The sequence below is a fragment of the Shewanella sp. GD04112 genome (assembly GCF_029835735.1).
Classification (GTDB): Bacteria; Pseudomonadota; Gammaproteobacteria; order Enterobacterales; family Shewanellaceae; genus Shewanella.
The window spans coordinates 2682965-2699895 of the sequence record NZ_JAOEAL010000001.1 but is presented as its reverse complement, the minus strand read 5'-3'; the positions used below and the strand labels follow the sequence as shown (position 1 = coordinate 2699895).

At 50.2% G+C, this 16931-nt stretch carries 10 protein-coding genes; all 10 read right to left on the bottom strand.

All coding sequences use genetic code 11. The features are described 5' to 3' along the window. Positions 1–47: 47 nt before the first annotated feature. On the bottom strand, positions 48–2153 hold the full coding sequence (gene recD / locus N7386_RS11965; protein ID WP_011717196.1) for an exodeoxyribonuclease V subunit alpha: 2106 nt from the start codon (positions 2151–2153) through the stop codon (positions 48–50). Continuing rightward, positions 2150–5941 carry an exodeoxyribonuclease V subunit beta gene (gene recB, locus N7386_RS11960; RefSeq protein ID WP_279768666.1) on the bottom strand — a complete coding sequence of 1264 codons (3792 nt, stop codon included), beginning with the start codon at positions 5939–5941 and terminating at the stop codon, positions 2150–2152. The genes recD and recB overlap by 4 nt, the downstream gene beginning before the upstream one ends. After that, the gene (recC, locus tag N7386_RS11955; RefSeq protein WP_279768664.1) at positions 5941–9648 is read right to left on the bottom strand and encodes an exodeoxyribonuclease V subunit gamma; all 3708 of its coding nucleotides are present in this window, start codon (positions 9646–9648) and stop codon (positions 5941–5943) included. Before recC ends, recB begins: the two co-directional genes overlap by 1 nt. A 109-nt stretch (positions 9649–9757) precedes the next feature. Beyond that, complete coding sequence (locus tag N7386_RS11950; protein WP_279768661.1) at positions 9758–11902, bottom strand: DUF3488 and transglutaminase-like domain-containing protein; 2145 nt, start codon at positions 11900–11902, stop codon at positions 9758–9760. Further along, positions 11899–12984 (bottom strand): DUF58 domain-containing protein, encoded by a 1086-nt coding sequence (locus N7386_RS11945; RefSeq protein WP_279768658.1) that lies wholly within the window; start codon positions 12982–12984, stop codon positions 11899–11901. The genes N7386_RS11950 and N7386_RS11945 overlap by 4 nt, the downstream gene beginning before the upstream one ends. 50 nt (positions 12985–13034) lie before the next feature. Next, on the bottom strand, positions 13035–13946 hold the full coding sequence (locus N7386_RS11940) for an AAA family ATPase (protein WP_011626077.1): 912 nt from the start codon (positions 13944–13946) through the stop codon (positions 13035–13037). A 446-nt stretch (positions 13947–14392) separates the two neighbouring features. Then, on the bottom strand, positions 14393–14827 hold the full coding sequence (locus N7386_RS11935; RefSeq protein WP_011717190.1) for a hypothetical protein: 435 nt from the start codon (positions 14825–14827) through the stop codon (positions 14393–14395). Between the two features lie 82 nt (positions 14828–14909). Continuing rightward, positions 14910–15326 (bottom strand): hypothetical protein, encoded by a 417-nt coding sequence (locus N7386_RS11930; protein WP_041412650.1) that lies wholly within the window; start codon positions 15324–15326, stop codon positions 14910–14912. A gap of 91 nt (positions 15327–15417) precedes the next feature. Next, positions 15418–16215, bottom strand: coding sequence for a hypothetical protein (locus tag N7386_RS11925; protein ID WP_041412649.1), 798 nt, complete (start codon positions 16213–16215; stop codon positions 15418–15420). Between the two features lie 144 nt (positions 16216–16359). After that, entirely contained in the window at positions 16360–16812 is a 453-nt protein-coding gene (locus N7386_RS11920) for a GNAT family N-acetyltransferase (RefSeq protein ID WP_011717188.1), read from the bottom strand. Between the last annotated feature and the right edge of the window lie 119 nt (positions 16813–16931).

The following is a 16931-nucleotide window of genomic DNA, read 5'->3' as shown; positions in this document are numbered from 1 at the left end:
TTGATTCTTAATGTTAATCAATAAGTTAACTATTCATTCGTTATCACTTAATCGCGCCAGAGCCTATCGGCTAAACCTGAGGCCCGTTGGGTGGCTTGCTGGCTTGCACGCTCGAAGACTTGCTGTGTTCCTAAACAGCTAAAGTGTTGTTTTGCACGGGTAATCGCGGTGTAGACAAGCTCCTTGGTGAGCAATTGCCACTGTACTAGGCTCGGATTTGGCGGAAGTACGAGGGCGACGCGATTAAATTCACTGCCCTGACTTTTATGTACCGTCATGGCGTAGCAGGTTTCATGGCTAGGTAGCCTTGCCGGGAGCACTTTAAGCAGTTTGCCATCGGCTTTGATAAAGTGGGCCATCAGTCGCTCTGGCCTGTCTTCATCCTGCAAAATCAAGCCAATATCACCGTTAAACAGGCCCAAGTTATAGTCGTTGCTTTGGATAATAATCGGTCTGCCGAGGTAAAACTCTTGCTGGGGATGGATCAGCTTGGCCTGAGACAGCGCCTTAGTCACAGTTTGATTGATACCTTCGACACCATAATCGCCACTGCGCATGGCGCATAGGATGCGATACTGGTTAAAGCGGGCAATGGCTTCGATGGCGCTTGGCACACTGCTTGGATCTGAAATTTGCAGCGGACGTAAATACTCAGCGTATTGCTCACAGGCCTGTGTTAGCAGGGCATGAAGTCCGCTGTTGTTTGCAGGCTCGCTGATTTTGGCTTGGGTCTGGCTCAGAGCCATACTGTGTTCTAGCCAAGTAAGCTCGGCCAGTCCCCGTTGCCATACGGTCAAAATCCCCGCCAGATCGGAGCGATTCACCGCACTGGCTAATAGGCCAATGCCCGCATCGCCCTTAAATCTGTGGCTGTGGGTCAACATACACAAACTGTCGCCAATCTTTGGCTCGCGGTGAATATAGGCGCGCAGATCAAAGCTGGTGAGCTTGCTCAATTGTTCGGCCTGAGCTTGGCTATAACGCATTCGCCATTCAGAGTGTTGGTCTGACTCGTATTTTAGTCCTGCGCAAATATCGGCTAGCACTGCGCCTGCTTCAACCGAGGCGAGTTGGTCCTGATCCCCAAGCAGTATCAAACCCGCCTGTTCGGGGAGGGCCGTGAGCAGCTTATACATCATTGGCAAATCGACCATTGAGGCTTCATCGACAATCAAGAGATCTAGCCGCAGGGGATTGCCCTGATGGTGACGAAACTGCGCCGAATTGGGGATAACCCCCAGCAGACGATGTAAGGTTGATGCCTCTTCCGGCACTTGCTTGAGCGCGGCTAACAGCGCTTGGGTTTCGTGACTTTGTACTTGTTCGTTTGTCGCTTGAGCCTGTTTGAGTTCCTGCTCGAGTCTTGCTTTCGAGGCCTTTATCGATTCACTTAAACGGGCGGCGGCCTTACCTGTCGGGGCGACGAGTCTTATCTGTTTTGGTGAACCTAATTGCTGTAGCAACAGTAACTTAGTCACTGTGGTGGTTTTGCCTGTACCAGGGCCGCCGGTGATCACCGCAAGCTTCTTGCCGAGCGCCGTTGCCGTTGCCACCTTTTGCCAGTCGATATGAGGCTCAAGGGTTGTGGCTGCATGGGAAGATGCGGCGTTTGGAAATAAGTAATCGAGCTGCCTGCGTAGCGGCGCGTCTGAATCTTTATCATTGCTGTTGGCGGGTTGACTCGAAGATAGCCTTGTCAGGGCGTTGGCCACCTCGGTTTCGAAATGATGATAACGCTCAAGATAGAGTCGGCCGCCATCAAAAATCAGTGGTTTATTGCTGTGAGGTTCGCCAACGGCCTCAAAATTTTGCAGCCTTGCAATCAGCTCTGGCAGGCTCAAACGGATTTGGCAGTGATTAACCGACTCTGCCATCGGATTGGCTGGCACTATATGTTCGAGCACTAGGCAGGTATGTTGGGCCGAGAGCTGTTGGCTTAACAGGGCGCACAGCAGCATAAACAGTGGCTCTTGGGCGTCATTGGGGTGAAGCCTAGCCATCTCAAGGGCAAAATGGCGATCGAGCGGGGTGATCAGCCGCTCCTTTTCCCAGTATTTGAGTAGCTCTGCGAGCGGCGCCTTGAGTCTGAGTGCGCCAGCTTCAACCCATTGGGTTGATTCTTTTGGGGGAGTCAGTTCGGTGCTGTGGTTCATGCCATTGCTCCCGTATCCTGTTGATTCACAGTGCTTGTCTCTAGGCTGCGCTGAAACAGCGCATCTAATGCCAAAATCAGCGCCTTGGGCGGTTTATCGTAATAAATACCAAAGCCTGGATATTGCACCGACATTCCCCGTAAAAACAAATAATAACAGCCGCCGATATGGGTATCGTAATCATAATTGGGCAAGCGCATCGCTAAATAGCGGTGCAGCGCAAGGGAGTAGAGAATATATTGCAAATCATACCTATGATCGCCAATCGCCTGTTTCAGGGCGCTATGATGATAGGCTTGAATATTATCCCCCAGATGGTTCGACTTATAGTCGGCAATATAAAACTTGCCTTGATATTCAAAGGTTAAGTCGATAAAGCCCTTAAGCATACCCTGTAATTCGTCAAACTGCAGCTCGGTATCGTAGCCATATTGCCCAAGGAGTTGATTAAGCTCCGTATCCTTTAAGCGATTCAGAGGTAGGTAAAACTCCATCTCAACTAAGGTGTGCTGCGGCGCGAGTGCGGCTAAACACAGCTCGGGATTGATAAGCTGATTATCCTGCGCCATTAATGCCAGTGGTGCTTGCAATACCTCAAGATACCAATCCTCTAATACGGGCTGCCATTCGGGGGCAATGCCGTATTGCAACATGGCCTTAGGTAGCTCTCGGGGTAAGTCGATTTGAGCTTGGGTAAAATCAATTAACTCAAGCACTAAGTGCATAAAGCTACCCGCGTTGGCGCCGCGCTCAAAACTAAAGCGATTGAGCAGAGGTTGTGCTTGCAGATCGGCAGCTTCTTGCCACCAGTGGTCTGGCCATATGGGATCAATTGCGCTATTTGTGGTATCAGTGCCCAATACGGCATTGACCTCATCATCGGCGCCAGGAGTGGCTTTAGCGTGTGGTGCATTTTTAACTAAACCGGAATAACTGCCGACGCGCCATGGAGTGCGATACTGACGGCTGACCTTACGGGCACTCAAGGTATGAGTATTCGCTCCACCTGTTTGCAGTTTATTAGCCTCAATGTCGTCGGCCACCACCTCAATGCTGATCGCAGGTTGACTCGACTCGAGACCCGCGACCAGCGCCTTGGCGGCATTTTGCAGACGCGAAAAATCACAATCCGTGTCAGTGATCCCAAGTAGATAACCGATGGCGGTCTCATGCAGCTGGCTTTTAAGCCCCGTCTTTAACATGCGGCTATGGTTGGCTATGTACAAATAACACAGGTACACGGGGCGGGTGAGCGCCACATAGAGCAGACGCAGATCTTCGGCTAAGGTTTCCTGCTTTGCCTGTTCCCAACCTTCGTCCGTGCCTTCTAAATCCCACACCAGCTCCTGCGCGCCATCGGCATTGGTTCTGTGGTAGAGCATGGGCGTCGGGCGGCGGCGATTGTCCCGCGCAAGGCTGACAAAGGGCACAAAGCATACTGGGTATTCCAGCCCCTTACTCTTATGGATGGTGACGATTTGCACTAAGTTTTGCTCGCTTTCAAGGCGCAGCTGCTGTTCATCAGTTCCTGTGTTATCAATCAGTTGTTGCTCATACCAGTTGAGCAGGGCACTGATCCCATCAATTTCGGTCGCCTTTTGCTGCAACAGCTCGGCTAAGTGGCGAAAATCCGTGAGTCGACGTTCACCATTGCTCGCCTCAAGCTGAGCGGCTGCATCTTGCTCCGCTTGGTCAGTGCTTGTCGCAGCGGGGGAATGCAGCAGACGCGCAACCATCTGGGTCGCATTGGCTAGGCTGAGCAGCGCCGGCATAATGCCGCGTTTTTGCCAGATCTGGTGCAGCTCAAAAAACTGCTCCAGCAGTCTTTGGCGCTGCTCTTCATCTTGGTTAAAGGCATGGATTTGCTCGGCGCGATAACCAAGCAGGGCGGTTGCAAGGGCGCTACGCAGGGCGCGCTCGTCCTTGGGACTGGCCAAGGCGCGCAGAATGAGCGCCATTTCCCGCGCTTCGACTGTTTCAAATACGCTGTCGCGACTTAAAAAGACGGCGCCAATCTGGCGCTTGCTCAGCGCGGTTTTCATCACGGCCGCTTCGTTTCTATCGCGCACTAAGATGGCGATATCTTTAGCAATTAATGGCCCTTTGGGCGTGCGGCATTGACCATTGGCGGCCTGCGTCAGTAAACGGGTGATTTCGGCGGCGGTGTCTTCAGCCAAGGTTTGTCTAGCACTGGCTTTATTAAGCCCCGTTTCGCCTTCACTCAAGAGTTTTAACCGCAGCGCGGCACTATTGGGCGCTTGCTCGACGAGTTGTTTGGCCGCCGCACTGGCAGGCGTTTTGACTGGATCGAAGGGAATCGATTGGCTAATAAAAGGATCTGAATGCTGGGCAAATAAATGATTTACTCCGGCCACCAGATTGCGGCTCGAGCGATAGTTAGTATCGAGAAAATAGTGCGTCTGGGTTTGTCTGCGCGCCTCGATATAAGTGTAAATATCGGCGCCGCGGAAAGCATAAATCGCCTGTTTTGGGTCACCAATCATCAGCAGGCTTAATTTGCTATCCGTGCGAGGCTTAGGTTCAGCCGCCGAATTTTGAGTATCAAGCCCCAAACGGGTTTGATAAATCCCTGAGAAAATAGCAAATTGCAGAGGATCCGTATCTTGGAACTCATCGATTAAGGCCACGGGGAAGCGACTCGCCACCGCCTTTGGCAAAGTGTCGGGATTGGCCTGCATCGCCGCTGCCAAGGTGGTGAGCAGATCATCTGGTGTCAGCACATTTTTTTGCTGTTTTTGCTTGGCAAAACGCTCGCTGATCCCTTGTTTGGCGCTATAAAGAAATGCGGGTTTAATCGCGTTAATCAATGCGGCTAACTGCTCCATATGGTCAAGCAGTGGCGCCTCGCTCGCACTTGGGAGCACGCCGCCCTTATTCAGCTTAAGCTCGGATAACGACAGCGCTTCGAGCACTTTAAGCGGCGGTAAGCCATGACCAAAGGCTAAAAAGTTATCCAGCTGGTCGAACATTTCCGCCAGTTTAGGGTAATTGTCGCTCGCCTTACCAAAACGTTGACCGTTAAGCGGCAGGCTATGCAGTAACTCTAACAGCGCGTCGCGGCCACGCGGCCAGGCGAGTTTAAAGCGCTGCACACTCTGGCTTAAGGACTCTGCCAAACGAGCAAAGGGCTGCACAGGTTTAAGCGGTTTGGCCTCACTGGCACCGAGCAAGGCTCTCAACTGCTTGACTAATCCGTCGGGATCGCCAAATTCGCTGGCAATGATTTGGGCTAAATACTCAGGTAGCGGATAGCAGGCCTCGCGCCAAAAGTCCCGCACCGCATGGTGTAAAAACTCGCTGTCGTCTAAGGTGAAATCCGACTCGAACAACAATGATGATTCGAAGGCGAGATCGGCCAAAATTCGTTGACAAAATCCATGAATCGTAAAAATTGCCGCTTCGTCGAGGGATTTGAGCGCCAAATCGAAGCGTCTCAGGGCGATAGCGCGCTCGGCTTCAGGGGTCTTATCGTACAGCGCCTGCACAAAAGGATCGTTAATCTCTAATCCTAAGAAACACTTAAAGGCAACCTGAATGCGGCGGCGAATCCTGTCCCTCAGTTCCTCAGTGGCGGCATTGGTAAAGGTCACGACCAGAATTTGTTCACAATTGAGCGGTTCGCTTAAGCCATCCCCAAGCAGTAATCTGAGATACAGACCTGAAATGGTGTAGGTTTTCCCCGTGCCCGCACTGGCCTCGATTAAGCGACTGCCACCAAATGGCAGGGTGAGCGAATCTAACGGCAAAGCGGGTGATACCTTAGTCATCAGTGCGCTCCCTCTGTCGTGGCGGTTTGGGCTTCATTCAGGGCAAATTCCTCGAGTTGGGCGAGGGTATCCTTGTGATACAGGCTAAGCATTGGCCGATAGATGTCATCGGCGAGCTTGCCAAAATGTGCCTCGGTAAAGTCGTCGGGAAAATGAAACAGCCGCTGATAATGGGGATCTGTGCCTTCGCCAAGTTCACCTTGCTCGTCCAGCCATTCGCTCTGCGCCGCTTCGAGCCGTGCTTTGTGCGGGTCTGTGCTTGTGTGCGAGTCTTGCGCTTCATGCGCCTCAGCGCTGGCATAGGCGAGGGAGGTTCTTGGCATAAAGCACAGGGGATGAATTTGGCCCTGATAAAAATACTTTAATAAGTTGGCAAGCTGCGCATGGGCAAGCGCTGGCGTAATGGGCGCGAGGGCATGAAAATGCCCCATATCCAGCAGATAGCTAGGTTGCAGGTAGCTAGGTTGAGCCACTCCCGCGGCCATCAAACATAAATGACGCAAATACAGGGCTAAAATGTCCCGCCCATGGGCACTGCCGGGGCGGCAAGTGACCAATCCCTTAGGGCTGATATCATCGATACGGCCTTCGAGGATCACCCGCTTGGCCTTTAACTGAGTCCCTACGCTCTGAGTGTGGGGCAACTCAAAGCTGAGCCGAATATCGGCATGGCGGGGAGCAACATCGCCGCGCATAAACAGGGTTCTGCCAATCAGCGGCGCGATATCATGGCTGTATTGGCGCAGTAACAGATCATCAAAGGGCTGCATCGGCAAATTACCACTGGCCTTAAGGCGTTGTAACAGTTCAGTGCTGGGCTCGTTTTGCCCCTGTTCGAGCGCATCGCCAAGGAGCTGGGCCTGTAATAAATAACGCTCTAACGCATTAAGACTAAAGGGCTCATCGTTATCATCCGCTTGAATATTCAGGTTTAAATCGACTTTCAGGGTTCGATTAAAGAAATACTGCGCGGGATTGCGAAAGAAGCGAATAAAGGCCGAGATATCGACATGCTCTGCTTCGCCAAGGGCCTCAATATCCTGAACACTGTCACCTATTGCCTCATCTTCGAGCACTATCTGAGTATCTAGCTCAATAAATCGGCCATGCTGCAACTGGCTGTGGCTATCGGGCGGACACCACTGCTGACTATAACTCTGTTTTATCCCGTTAGAGGCGGGCGTTTGCGCCAGTGCTGCTTGATACAGTTTAGGATCAAAAGGTTGCAGCGGCTGATGGCTCACAATAGCCTCAAGTAGTGCTTGCTGAGCATCTTCGTTACTAACATTAGCTGCTTCTGCCGCAAGGGATTCAGGCAGATAACACAACTGACAATATTCTATTAGTTCGGAGACCAGCATAGATGGAATACGCTCTGAGTTATCCCGTTCGCTACGACCAATATAACTGATATACAGCTGCTCCCGAGCCGAGAGTAACGCTTCTAAAAACAGGTATCTATCATCTAATCTGCGGGAACGATCGCCTTTGCGCGCACCAAAATGGGCCATCAGATCAAAGCCCACAGGATGTTGCACCCTAGGATAGACACCATCATTCATACCCAACAGACACACGACCTTGAAGGGAATTGAGCGCATCGGCATTAAGGTACAAAAATTCACGCTGCCAGCGAGGTATCGCTGGCCGACACGTGACTCGGTTAAGCGTTGATTAAACCAGAGCGCCAGCACTTCGATGCTTAAATCTAAGTCGTTGGCATGTGCCCCCATATCGGCAGGGCTGGCGGCAAGCAGCTCTTGCTCTAAGGCGGCAATCGCATCGCGAATTTCCTGCAACTGCTCACGCTCATCCTCATCGGGGGCGTAAAAGGCATTTAACAGTTCGGTGAGTTCGAGTAATCGCAATGAGGGCGCTTGCGCCTTGGCTAATACTTGGGTGGTTTCATCGAGGACTTCAATAAAGTTCAACAGCTTGCCAAGGGCCTGTGCCGATTGGCCCTCTACCCCAGCCACGGTTAAATAGTGCATTCCCTGCGGGGATGATTGATAAAGCGGCGCATCGTCCCGTAAGGCATAGCCTAAGATTAAGCGTTTTATGCCAAAGGCCCAGGAGTTTTGCTCGAAGGCGGGCACGCCCTGTTTAAGGCGGCTCTGTTCATCGCGGCCCCAACGCACACCGGCTTCATCTAACCAACGGCGAATGAGTGGCAGCTCGTCTTCTTCGAGCTGAAAACGTCGCAAAATGGCCGGCACTTCGAGAATGCTTAAAATATCGGTCAGTCCGAAGCGGCTTTGATTAATATTAAGTAAATTCAAAAAGCTATTAATGAGTGGCGATTCCTGCGCCGCGCCTCGGTCGGCAATGGCGTAGGGGATATATTCCAGCCCCTGTTTGGCCGCAAACACCGCATCGATATAGGGCGCGTAGGCGGCGACATCCGGCATCATCACCACTATGTCTTTGGGCGTGAGTTGGTTGTCGTTATCCAGTAGGTCGAGTAAATGATCGTGCAGGGTTTCGACTTCCCTAAGCGGGCTGTGGCAACTCTTGATTTGAATCGAATCATCGTCGGCTGTTAATACCCGGCGATTCGCGACCTCTTGATATAGCTCAGCATCTGGCCCGAGTACGCGATCGAGTGTCTGCATTTCTAAGATATCGTATTGCACCCCGGCCAACATACTGGCGCGAGCGTGGGGATCGTTAGGATCGCCGCAGGGCTCGCAGTACACATCGTCGCCAAAGTCACAGTGTTCTGGGGGCAGTTCGAGCAGCATATCGAGTAATTCGCGGCCCATCTTGCCATTGTTAGCGAGTAGGGGATTGCCGACTTCGAGTTTATCTTCCCATTGCTCGGCTAATTGGCGTTTTCCGGCATATTGCAGTGCCATACGCGCCCGATGGCGTGGGTCGATAATGTCGCCCCAATAATGCTGACAGGGGCTAAGGCTTAAGATAATCACGTCGATGCGGCTCGCGAGCTGGTGGAGCACATCGATAGTTTGGGGCGCCATGGAGGAGATCCCAAACACAAATAAACGCTGCGGCAATTTTGCGAGTGAATTGGCGCTATCGCCCAATGCGGCAATTAAATCCTGATGCAGATTGGCCCTGTGGTAGTGGCTTTGACGCAGCTCATCGCGGTTGTAGGCAATCAGTGCGCGCCAGAGGATGGGTTGCCAGCTTTGCTCCTCATTCAATTTGAGCGATTCGAGCGGTTCATTGGCTTCCCACGCGGCAATCCAGTCGGGGCGGTAAACCAAATATTGGTCGAAGATATCGGCGATGCGGCCGCAAAGTTGGTAAAGCTTAATATCATCGGCGCTTACGGCACCATGTTGATGGTTGCTATGGGTGTCAGCCGTGCTCGATTCGAGATTCTCTAAGGTATGGCCCAAATAATGGCGCAGTGGCCCAAAAGAAGGTTCATCCAGTAGCCGTGGCAGTAGTTGCATCAGCTTCCAGGTCATTGCCGCCTTAGTGAAGGCGTTTTCCTTGGGGACATTGGGGAGTAAATCGTGGCACAGTTGCCAAATAAAGCTGGAAGGTAATGGGAACTCCAGCGCGGCGGCAATACCATTTTGTTTTGCAATTTCAAGGCGTAACCAAGTCGACATCCCGGGGCTTTGTACCAAAATATGCTCACTTTGCAATAACGCGGCGCCGGGTAGCGGCTGGCGCAAATACGCGGCAAGATGGGCACAGAGCACTTCCATTTGATTGGATTGGATTAACTTCAGCATATTCGACTCACGATTGGGGATTGCTGTTATGCATAGCAAACGGGCTTGGCAATTCTATGTGACTGATTTATAAGATTCAACAATCTTGTCTGCCTGCGGTTTATCCCGCCTATTTTAACTGTTTACTCGGGCCAAATAGTCGCCAGTTTAGGGCTTTAGCGGCAGCATTAAAGCGCTTGAGCGCCGCTTGATAGTCTCCGTCCGCAAGCTGTTGGTATTTCAGCGCGACATAGCTTTGGGTCAGAGTATCAAACTCACGGCAAAACTCTGGGGATTGCTGCTGGTGCGTGTCAATAAGCTGCTCGGCAAAGGCATTCGGGCCTAAGTGAGCGGGGCGATTGATGCCAAATTTACTGAGGCGCTGACAAATGCGTTGGTACTTAGCGCTGATGGGATCCTGCTCCCGCTTAAAGCGAAACAGCCCCACACTGTAGGCGATATAGAGGCCGATAAGGCTAATACACACACTCATAAACACCGTCACCTTGGTTTTTGTGACATCCCCTAAAATGCCACTTAGCACTTTGTTTTGCCGTTCCTGATTAAAACCGAGCACCCAGAGACTCCAGTAATAATCGAGGCTGGCAAAGCGCTGCCTTAACTCGTTGAGCCAAGGCATAGATTTAAAGCGTAAGCTGCTAAAGGGGCTTTCTTGCAGGTAGCTTTGTTCGGGGGAAAACTCGGCATCGAAGCCTTGCTCAATACGATTGGGCGCGACCATGGCTGTTGGATCAAACCGTACCCAACCTTCATTCTCGAGCCAGACTTCTGCCCAAGCGTGGGCCATATATTGATACACACTCAGGTAATCGGCCTGTGGGTTGTATTCGCCCCCTTGATAGCCCGTGACCATTCGTGCGGGTAAACCCGTCGCGCGCGCCAGAAAGATAAAGGCGGAGGCGTAATGGGCGCAAAATCCGGCTTTATTTTCAAACAGAAAATCATCTATTTGTTGCCGGCCAATTGGCGGCGGGGTAAGGGTGTAGAAAAACGGTTCATGATTAAAATAACCCATCATGGCCCATAGACGCTGCTTGGGTTCTGGGTATTTGGCCTTAAACTTGGTGGCGAGCTTCAGTGTGCGGGGATTGCTGTCTGCTGGTAGCTTTAAGTTAATTTGCCGTTGTTTGGCGCTTAAGGTGAGATCCATCTTTGCTTTAGGCCAAGAACTGGCATTGTAACCCATTCGCTGGTCGACATTACGCAGCGCATAGAGTCTATAATCCGGTAGATTAACTACTTTATCATCCTGACTATAGGCCACATCAAGGCCATATAACCAAGATTGATGGCTAGGTTCGGCAATCACTTGATAGTGATAAACGGGTTGAGGATTATTGGTCTCCTGTTGTGTTAACGGGGTGAACTGCCGCGCGGGAGTCGGCCTAGAAGGCGGAAAGAAAAACGCATCTTTTTGGATTTGTTTAATACCAGTGTCTTGGCGCCAGGTTTGACCGTCGTAATCTTCGAGCACCAGCGCGCGCCAATAGAGTTCGGCTTGGATGGGACTCGCATCGGTAAAACTTACCCTAAAGGCCAGTGCTGATGAGCGGGTGAGTTTGCTGATATCGCCAACGGCAAGGGTTTCTGAGAGCCCGGTTTGGGCCTCCTTCATATTTGGGACCAGCCAGAGCGGGGCAAAGCGGGGTAAAACCAAAAATAGTAATAACGCTAAAGGGAGGCTTTGCAGTAGCAGTTTGGCACTAATCCATGCGGTATGCTGCCAGTTGTGTTTGCTTTGATACAGGGTCACCAGCACGCAGGTATTGATAATGGTCACACCCATTAAATGCGCGGTATTGAGCATGGATTGGTGGTCGATAAAGGTTAGCGCAATTAAAAAGTAGCCCACAATTACCACGGCGCGCACATCTCGGACACTTCGCATCTCAATGTATTTTAAGGCATAACCTAAAATCAGTAGGTTGACTAAAGCATTTAACAGCCCAATCTCACCCGATACTAATGCGAGCGTAATTGCCGCGCCAACGGCAAGGCTGGTGACTAAATAGCGCGGTGGTTTTGCCACTTTGCCGACATAAATACCAATCCGCCATAGAAGGCAAATCGCACAAATCCCAAGGGTCCAGGGTGTCGTTTTATCAAATAATGGGCTGAGTACTGCAATATTGGTGAGCAGCAGCCAAAACAGTGTTTGGCGACTGATATTGTCCCCCGTCTGCGGCCCATTGGCATGGTAGGTCTTAAGTTTGGGGCTATTCACCTTTTGCGGTGTTGAAGTTTGCATTGTCATCGCCGCGGCTCCATTTTTGCCGCATGAACGCCTTGCCCATGGGGAGGAAGCGGGCGTTTATGGCTAACGCCTTGGTTATTTGTCAATTTATCGGTTTTATTCAGCGTACTTAAATCTTGCCCGTAAAGTGCCAGTGCCCTTTGGCAGGCGATGCGATGGGCATTGCCCGTATCGGGTGTGAGGATCAGATCTTCCGCACCGACACGCTGTAGCCACAGACCAAAATATTGCTCCTGCTGACTCAAATGGTTAACTTGCCAACTGAGCTGACCTAATTGCTGTTCAAGCTGCGTCGGGTCGGGGACTAAGGTTAACCATACTGGATCGCCCTGAGGCTGTTCGAACTCCTTGGTTAGCATGCCGCGCCCTTGGGCCCATTGTTTCCATGCCACTTGTTTAAGGGATTCACCGAGCACATGGGGCTTAAGCCCTTTGTATTCATCGATGCCTGCAATGTATTTTCCGGCTCTTTCTAACCGTTCGTCTTCACCGGATTCGGTGGCTGCTTTTAGCTGCAAAGGGCTTTCAATCGGGTGGGCGTAGACGATGTGCGCATTATCGAGATCAATATGTGACCAAGCTCGGCAAAGCCCTAAGGGATAAAAGGATTCAATCTTAAGTCGCCCTGGCGATACTAGGCCGCGGCGATCATGGGCAAACGAGACCAAGGCTTGCACCTCATCGGCGCCGACCTGTTTGAGTAAGTAAGCTAAATTACTGGGGTAATTTAAGCTGATATTGTGGCTGCTGTGACTTGAGGTGAGCAGAACCGGAAAGGTGATGGTTTCACCCGCATACACCTCAGGTGCTGTGAGCGCGCGAAGGCGCAAACCCGCGAGATTTTTATAGCTGTAGAGGATGCAGGTATTAAATAGACTGAGTAACAAAATACTCAGGCCAATCACTAGATTGTTTTGATAGTTAGTGCCAAACAGATACAGCAGCAGTACCAGTCCAATCCAGACTAAACCAAAACCACTGGGCAGAATAAAGATGCTGCGATGGCTGAGGACAAACTCGGAACTGGGCGGCATGCGCCTTGCCAACCAGCGTTGCCAGAAAGCCGTCAATACTCGTTTCATCTAGTCCTCATCATAGTCTGAGCATCCTTTTCGATATGATTAGCAAGGCATTACATGATGGGATTGACGCTGGCGAGGATCCGCTCCGAGAGCGCTTCCCCCTGTAATTGGCTGCTAGTGCGCAGTCGATGTTCGGCCACGCTGCAAAACACCGCTTGCACATCTTCGGGGACTAAATAGTGTCTGCCCTCTAAAAATGCCCATGCTTTAGCTGCCTGTAATAGGGCTTTGGTCGCGCGGGGCGATAGGCCGACGGCATCGGTTTGATTGCGCGAGTCATGCACTAAGGCCAAGACATAATTGAGCAGCGCATCGGACGCCGCGACTTTATCGCATTGTTCCTGCAACTGGGTTAACGCCAGCGGGGTTAAACATTGGGGTAAATTATCGAGGGTTTGCGGCGTTTGGTCGCTTTTCAGCATCGCCAGCTCCGCATCATGGCTGGGATAACCGATAGAAATTCGCATCATAAAGCGGTCGAGTTGGGATTCGGGTAGCGGAAAGGTACCCGATTGCTCCGTGGGGTTTTGTGTGGCAATCACAAAAAACGGATTGGGTAATCTGTGGGTGACGCCATCGACAGAAATTTGCTGCTCAGCCATTGCCTCGAGCAGTGCGCTCTGAGTCTTAGGGCTGGCGCGGTTAATCTCATCGGCCAGCACCATCTGTTTAAAAATAGGGCCAGGATGAAACACAAATTGCGCTTGGTGTTTATCAAAAATCGATACCCCGAGAATATCGGCGGGCAGCATATCACTGGTAAATTGAATACGTTGATAGCTAAGGCCGAGGCTTTGGGCTAGGGCATGGGACAGGCTGGTTTTGCCCATGCCGGGCAAATCTTCAATTAATAGGTGCCCACGGGCGAGAATACAGGCGAGGGCTAAGCGAATTTGCCGTGGCTTGCCTAATAAAACTTGTTCAAGTTGTTGTAATAGTTGGCTTAAACCAGAATGTGCCACGGGAGACTCCTTGTGCATGGATAAGGTCATTCGCTCTACCACTATGGCGGAATATGTCGCGCTTAGCCAGTCGCTTTTACTGTGAAATCAATCGGCTTAGTGAGTCGTTGCTAAGTAATCTCATGCAGGATCTTACTGCTTTGAGCTTGAAGCTTAGGTATATAGGTGAGCCGTGGCATTTGCTCGCCGACGCGCAGTAAGTCCATCCGTGGATGCTCGACCGCCCCGTCCGTGGGGGCGGACGGTCGTCTCGCTAATCGCCATGGCTCACCTTCCTAGCATCGGTGTCGCCTGTGGGTTTTAAAGAAAGACAGAACAACTTTGGAACAAAAATCAGTTAGGTTATTAACTCTAACTTATGAGTTTCGGATTACAATTTCTATGGAGTGATGCTTTAAACAGCGGAAAACGCTAGCGCAGCGAGTGGTTTTCCGCTGTTTAACTTGTTAGGCATTTGACTCACCAAGAAACTCAGAGATTAAATGCCATTTCTCCTCATATGCTTCGTAGTTGGGAATATCTTTGAGATTTACTTTGCCCCAGTCTTTGCTGCGTGGAGCAGACTCAATTACACCAACAGGAAAAACATAATACCTTGGTGGCAGAACTTCTTTTTTGCCATCTTTTGAACCGCGATTAAGCAAAACCACAACAACGAAATCACAGCCGAAGTTTTTGATGGGAAAGCCGCCAGCACCAGTGCGCCACCTACTTTTGACCTGAACCATGGCAGATTTATTTGATTCAGGATTTGTTGCAACCAAATCATAGCCCGGCATGTTCGTATACGTTTTATACGAGGCGATCTTGTGTAACAGAAGCTGGCCTAGAACCAAAAATTCAGCCCCCTCAGCTTCCAACCTTGTATCTAATCTTGGCATGTGACTCCTTGATGCTTAACGCCGCGCACAGGGGCCGACAATGGCGGTCCCAGCGACCAACGGGAGCGACTTCTGCGGTTTGTTAGGGCTCTTCATTGCCTCTTGACTCGATCGGCACTTGAAGGTCTTGGATTGTTAATTCCCCAACAGTTTTACCATTACCTACTTGAATAGAAAATGCTGTTTGTACAAAAAGATTTATGCCAAGCATAAAAACCAACGAGGGGATCACGTAATAGAATAAACTACCTACGTTTCCGGCTTTATGCTCTCTCCTGACTATGCTGTTGAAAGACTTTATATTTAAGGTGAACAAGTAGATCGAAAGAGCAAGCATTAAACCACCTGTTAAGTAGTTTACGTATATCATGAAGTGCACTGTCATGGGCTTGCTAAAGTAGTGCATAGCAACATAAAAAACGACACCACATAAAGCAAAGTTTCTTATGCTATCAAATATATCTTTTGCCTTCGCTTTATCATCATTCCATTGTGACATGGTACTTAGTACTCCATTGCCCTAACGATAAGCTGTGGGGCGCGTGACGCGCAGCGGCACAGCGTCCCACACGAGCGACTTGTTAGCCTTTTTAGAAAAGTGTTTTGGTAAATTTTTCAACGCCACTTATGAGCTCCTGAACCTCATCTTTGGTTGGCTCGCGATCTTTACTGTGATCACATAAATTTCGAATGTCACCAAGCCGCTGAATTTGGCGCCACGCAGGCGTATCTAGCACTTCTGCGCCTTTCAAAAGGTCATTAAAGTCACTAATCGTTGGATTTTTCTTTCTAGTTGTGATGTTATGGTTTTCTGCCACCTGGCCAAGGTGCTTTTCTAATACTACTCCGGCTACCGCACCTGCACCTCGGGAAAAACCGCTCTTTAGTAACTCTTGAGCCGCAGCAATTTCTGAATCAAACAAATCTGCCTGTACAAGTTGGCGGATATCGAATAGTGAACTCTCAAACCGAGATGAGACTGCTTTGACGATCGCTAGTTGCTGCTCTAAGTGAGGAATAGCCGCATCAGGTCCCACTACTTTCTCTTTCTCCCAGCCTCGTGTAACTCTCAAACCTTGAAGATAATCTTCAATTCGGTAGTTCTCGTAACTTATATCTTTTCTAGGCTTGGGCTTCTCATAATGGCGCGCAAAATCAGCTAGTCTGTCGGGAAGAAGCTGCTTTATTAAAGCCTTCGATTCCGAATACCAAGATTGATAGTCAGTGCCAAATTTCGGCAGTACCTTTTTAAGAGCGGCGAAATCCTTTCCATAGGCTTTCTCAACTGCCTCTGGATGGCAGTCATACTGCATGGCCAACAACAAAAGCTCCCCCGTTCTAGAAAGGGCCTTCAAATCTTTTTTGAATTTTTCCAAGTTGGCTTGCATGGTATCTCCATTACGACATTTGGCTAACGCCCGCCTAAGGGGCTGGCAACGCATTAACAATAAACTCAATCACAACAACCGTAACCACCGTGGCTCATTGGGACTGGAAACGCCGCTCGTTGACAGTCCCTCTTGAGGCGTTTGTTATGCCAATTTTACCCGTTGAGTGTAATGTTCAAAGGCTGTGACTTTCACATAACCTTCAGACTCATAAAGCGATTTAGCTTTTTCATTGGATACCGCTGTCGCCAGTTTGACTGTTATCGCGTCTGTGTTTTTGGCAAAAGCAGCAACTTTCTGTAGTAAAGCTCTGCCGACACCTTTTTTACGTGCATTCTCAGACACATACAGATCGTTTAAATACCACATCCTTTTCATCGCAACTGAGGAAAAGGAAGGATATAGCTGTGCAAAACCTAGAGGCTCATTATCTTCTGATAAGGCTAGAAAAATCACTGAGTCACCATTTTTCATGTGCATCTCGATAAAATTTCTAGCACCTTGAATATCACTTTCTTGCTCATAAAACTGACGATAGGCATCAAATAAGATCGCAATGTCATCTAAATTTGAAACACTCGCTTCAACCACTTTCATCTGAACTTCCTTGTTCATAATTGGCATAACGCCGCCATAAACGGATGCGGAAGCAACGCGTAGGCAGTCCGGTGGAGGCCGCGTTTTTTTGCGGCCGTAACGAATTTAATGGCCTTGTT

Excerpts from the sequence above, each read along its gene's own strand:
- recD (WP_011717196.1), bottom strand. The coding sequence starts at position 2,153 with ATGAACCACAGCACCGAACTGACTCCCCCAAAAGAATCAACCCAATGG.
- recB (WP_279768666.1), bottom strand. The coding sequence starts at position 5,941 with ATGACTAAGGTATCACCCGCTTTGCCGTTAGATTCGCTCACCCTGCCA.
- recC (WP_279768664.1), bottom strand. The coding sequence starts at position 9,648 with ATGCTGAAGTTAATCCAATCCAATCAAATGGAAGTGCTCTGTGCCCAT.
- N7386_RS11950 (WP_279768661.1), bottom strand. The coding sequence starts at position 11,902 with ATGACAATGCAAACTTCAACACCGCAAAAGGTGAATAGCCCCAAACTT.
- N7386_RS11945 (WP_279768658.1), bottom strand. The coding sequence starts at position 12,984 with ATGAAACGAGTATTGACGGCTTTCTGGCAACGCTGGTTGGCAAGGCGC.
- N7386_RS11935 (WP_011717190.1), bottom strand. The coding sequence starts at position 14,827 with ATGCCAAGATTAGATACAAGGTTGGAAGCTGAGGGGGCTGAATTTTTG.
- N7386_RS11930 (WP_041412650.1), bottom strand. The coding sequence starts at position 15,326 with ATGTCACAATGGAATGATGATAAAGCGAAGGCAAAAGATATATTTGAT.
- N7386_RS11925 (WP_041412649.1), bottom strand. The coding sequence starts at position 16,215 with ATGCAAGCCAACTTGGAAAAATTCAAAAAAGATTTGAAGGCCCTTTCT.
- N7386_RS11920 (WP_011717188.1), bottom strand. The coding sequence starts at position 16,812 with ATGAAAGTGGTTGAAGCGAGTGTTTCAAATTTAGATGACATTGCGATC.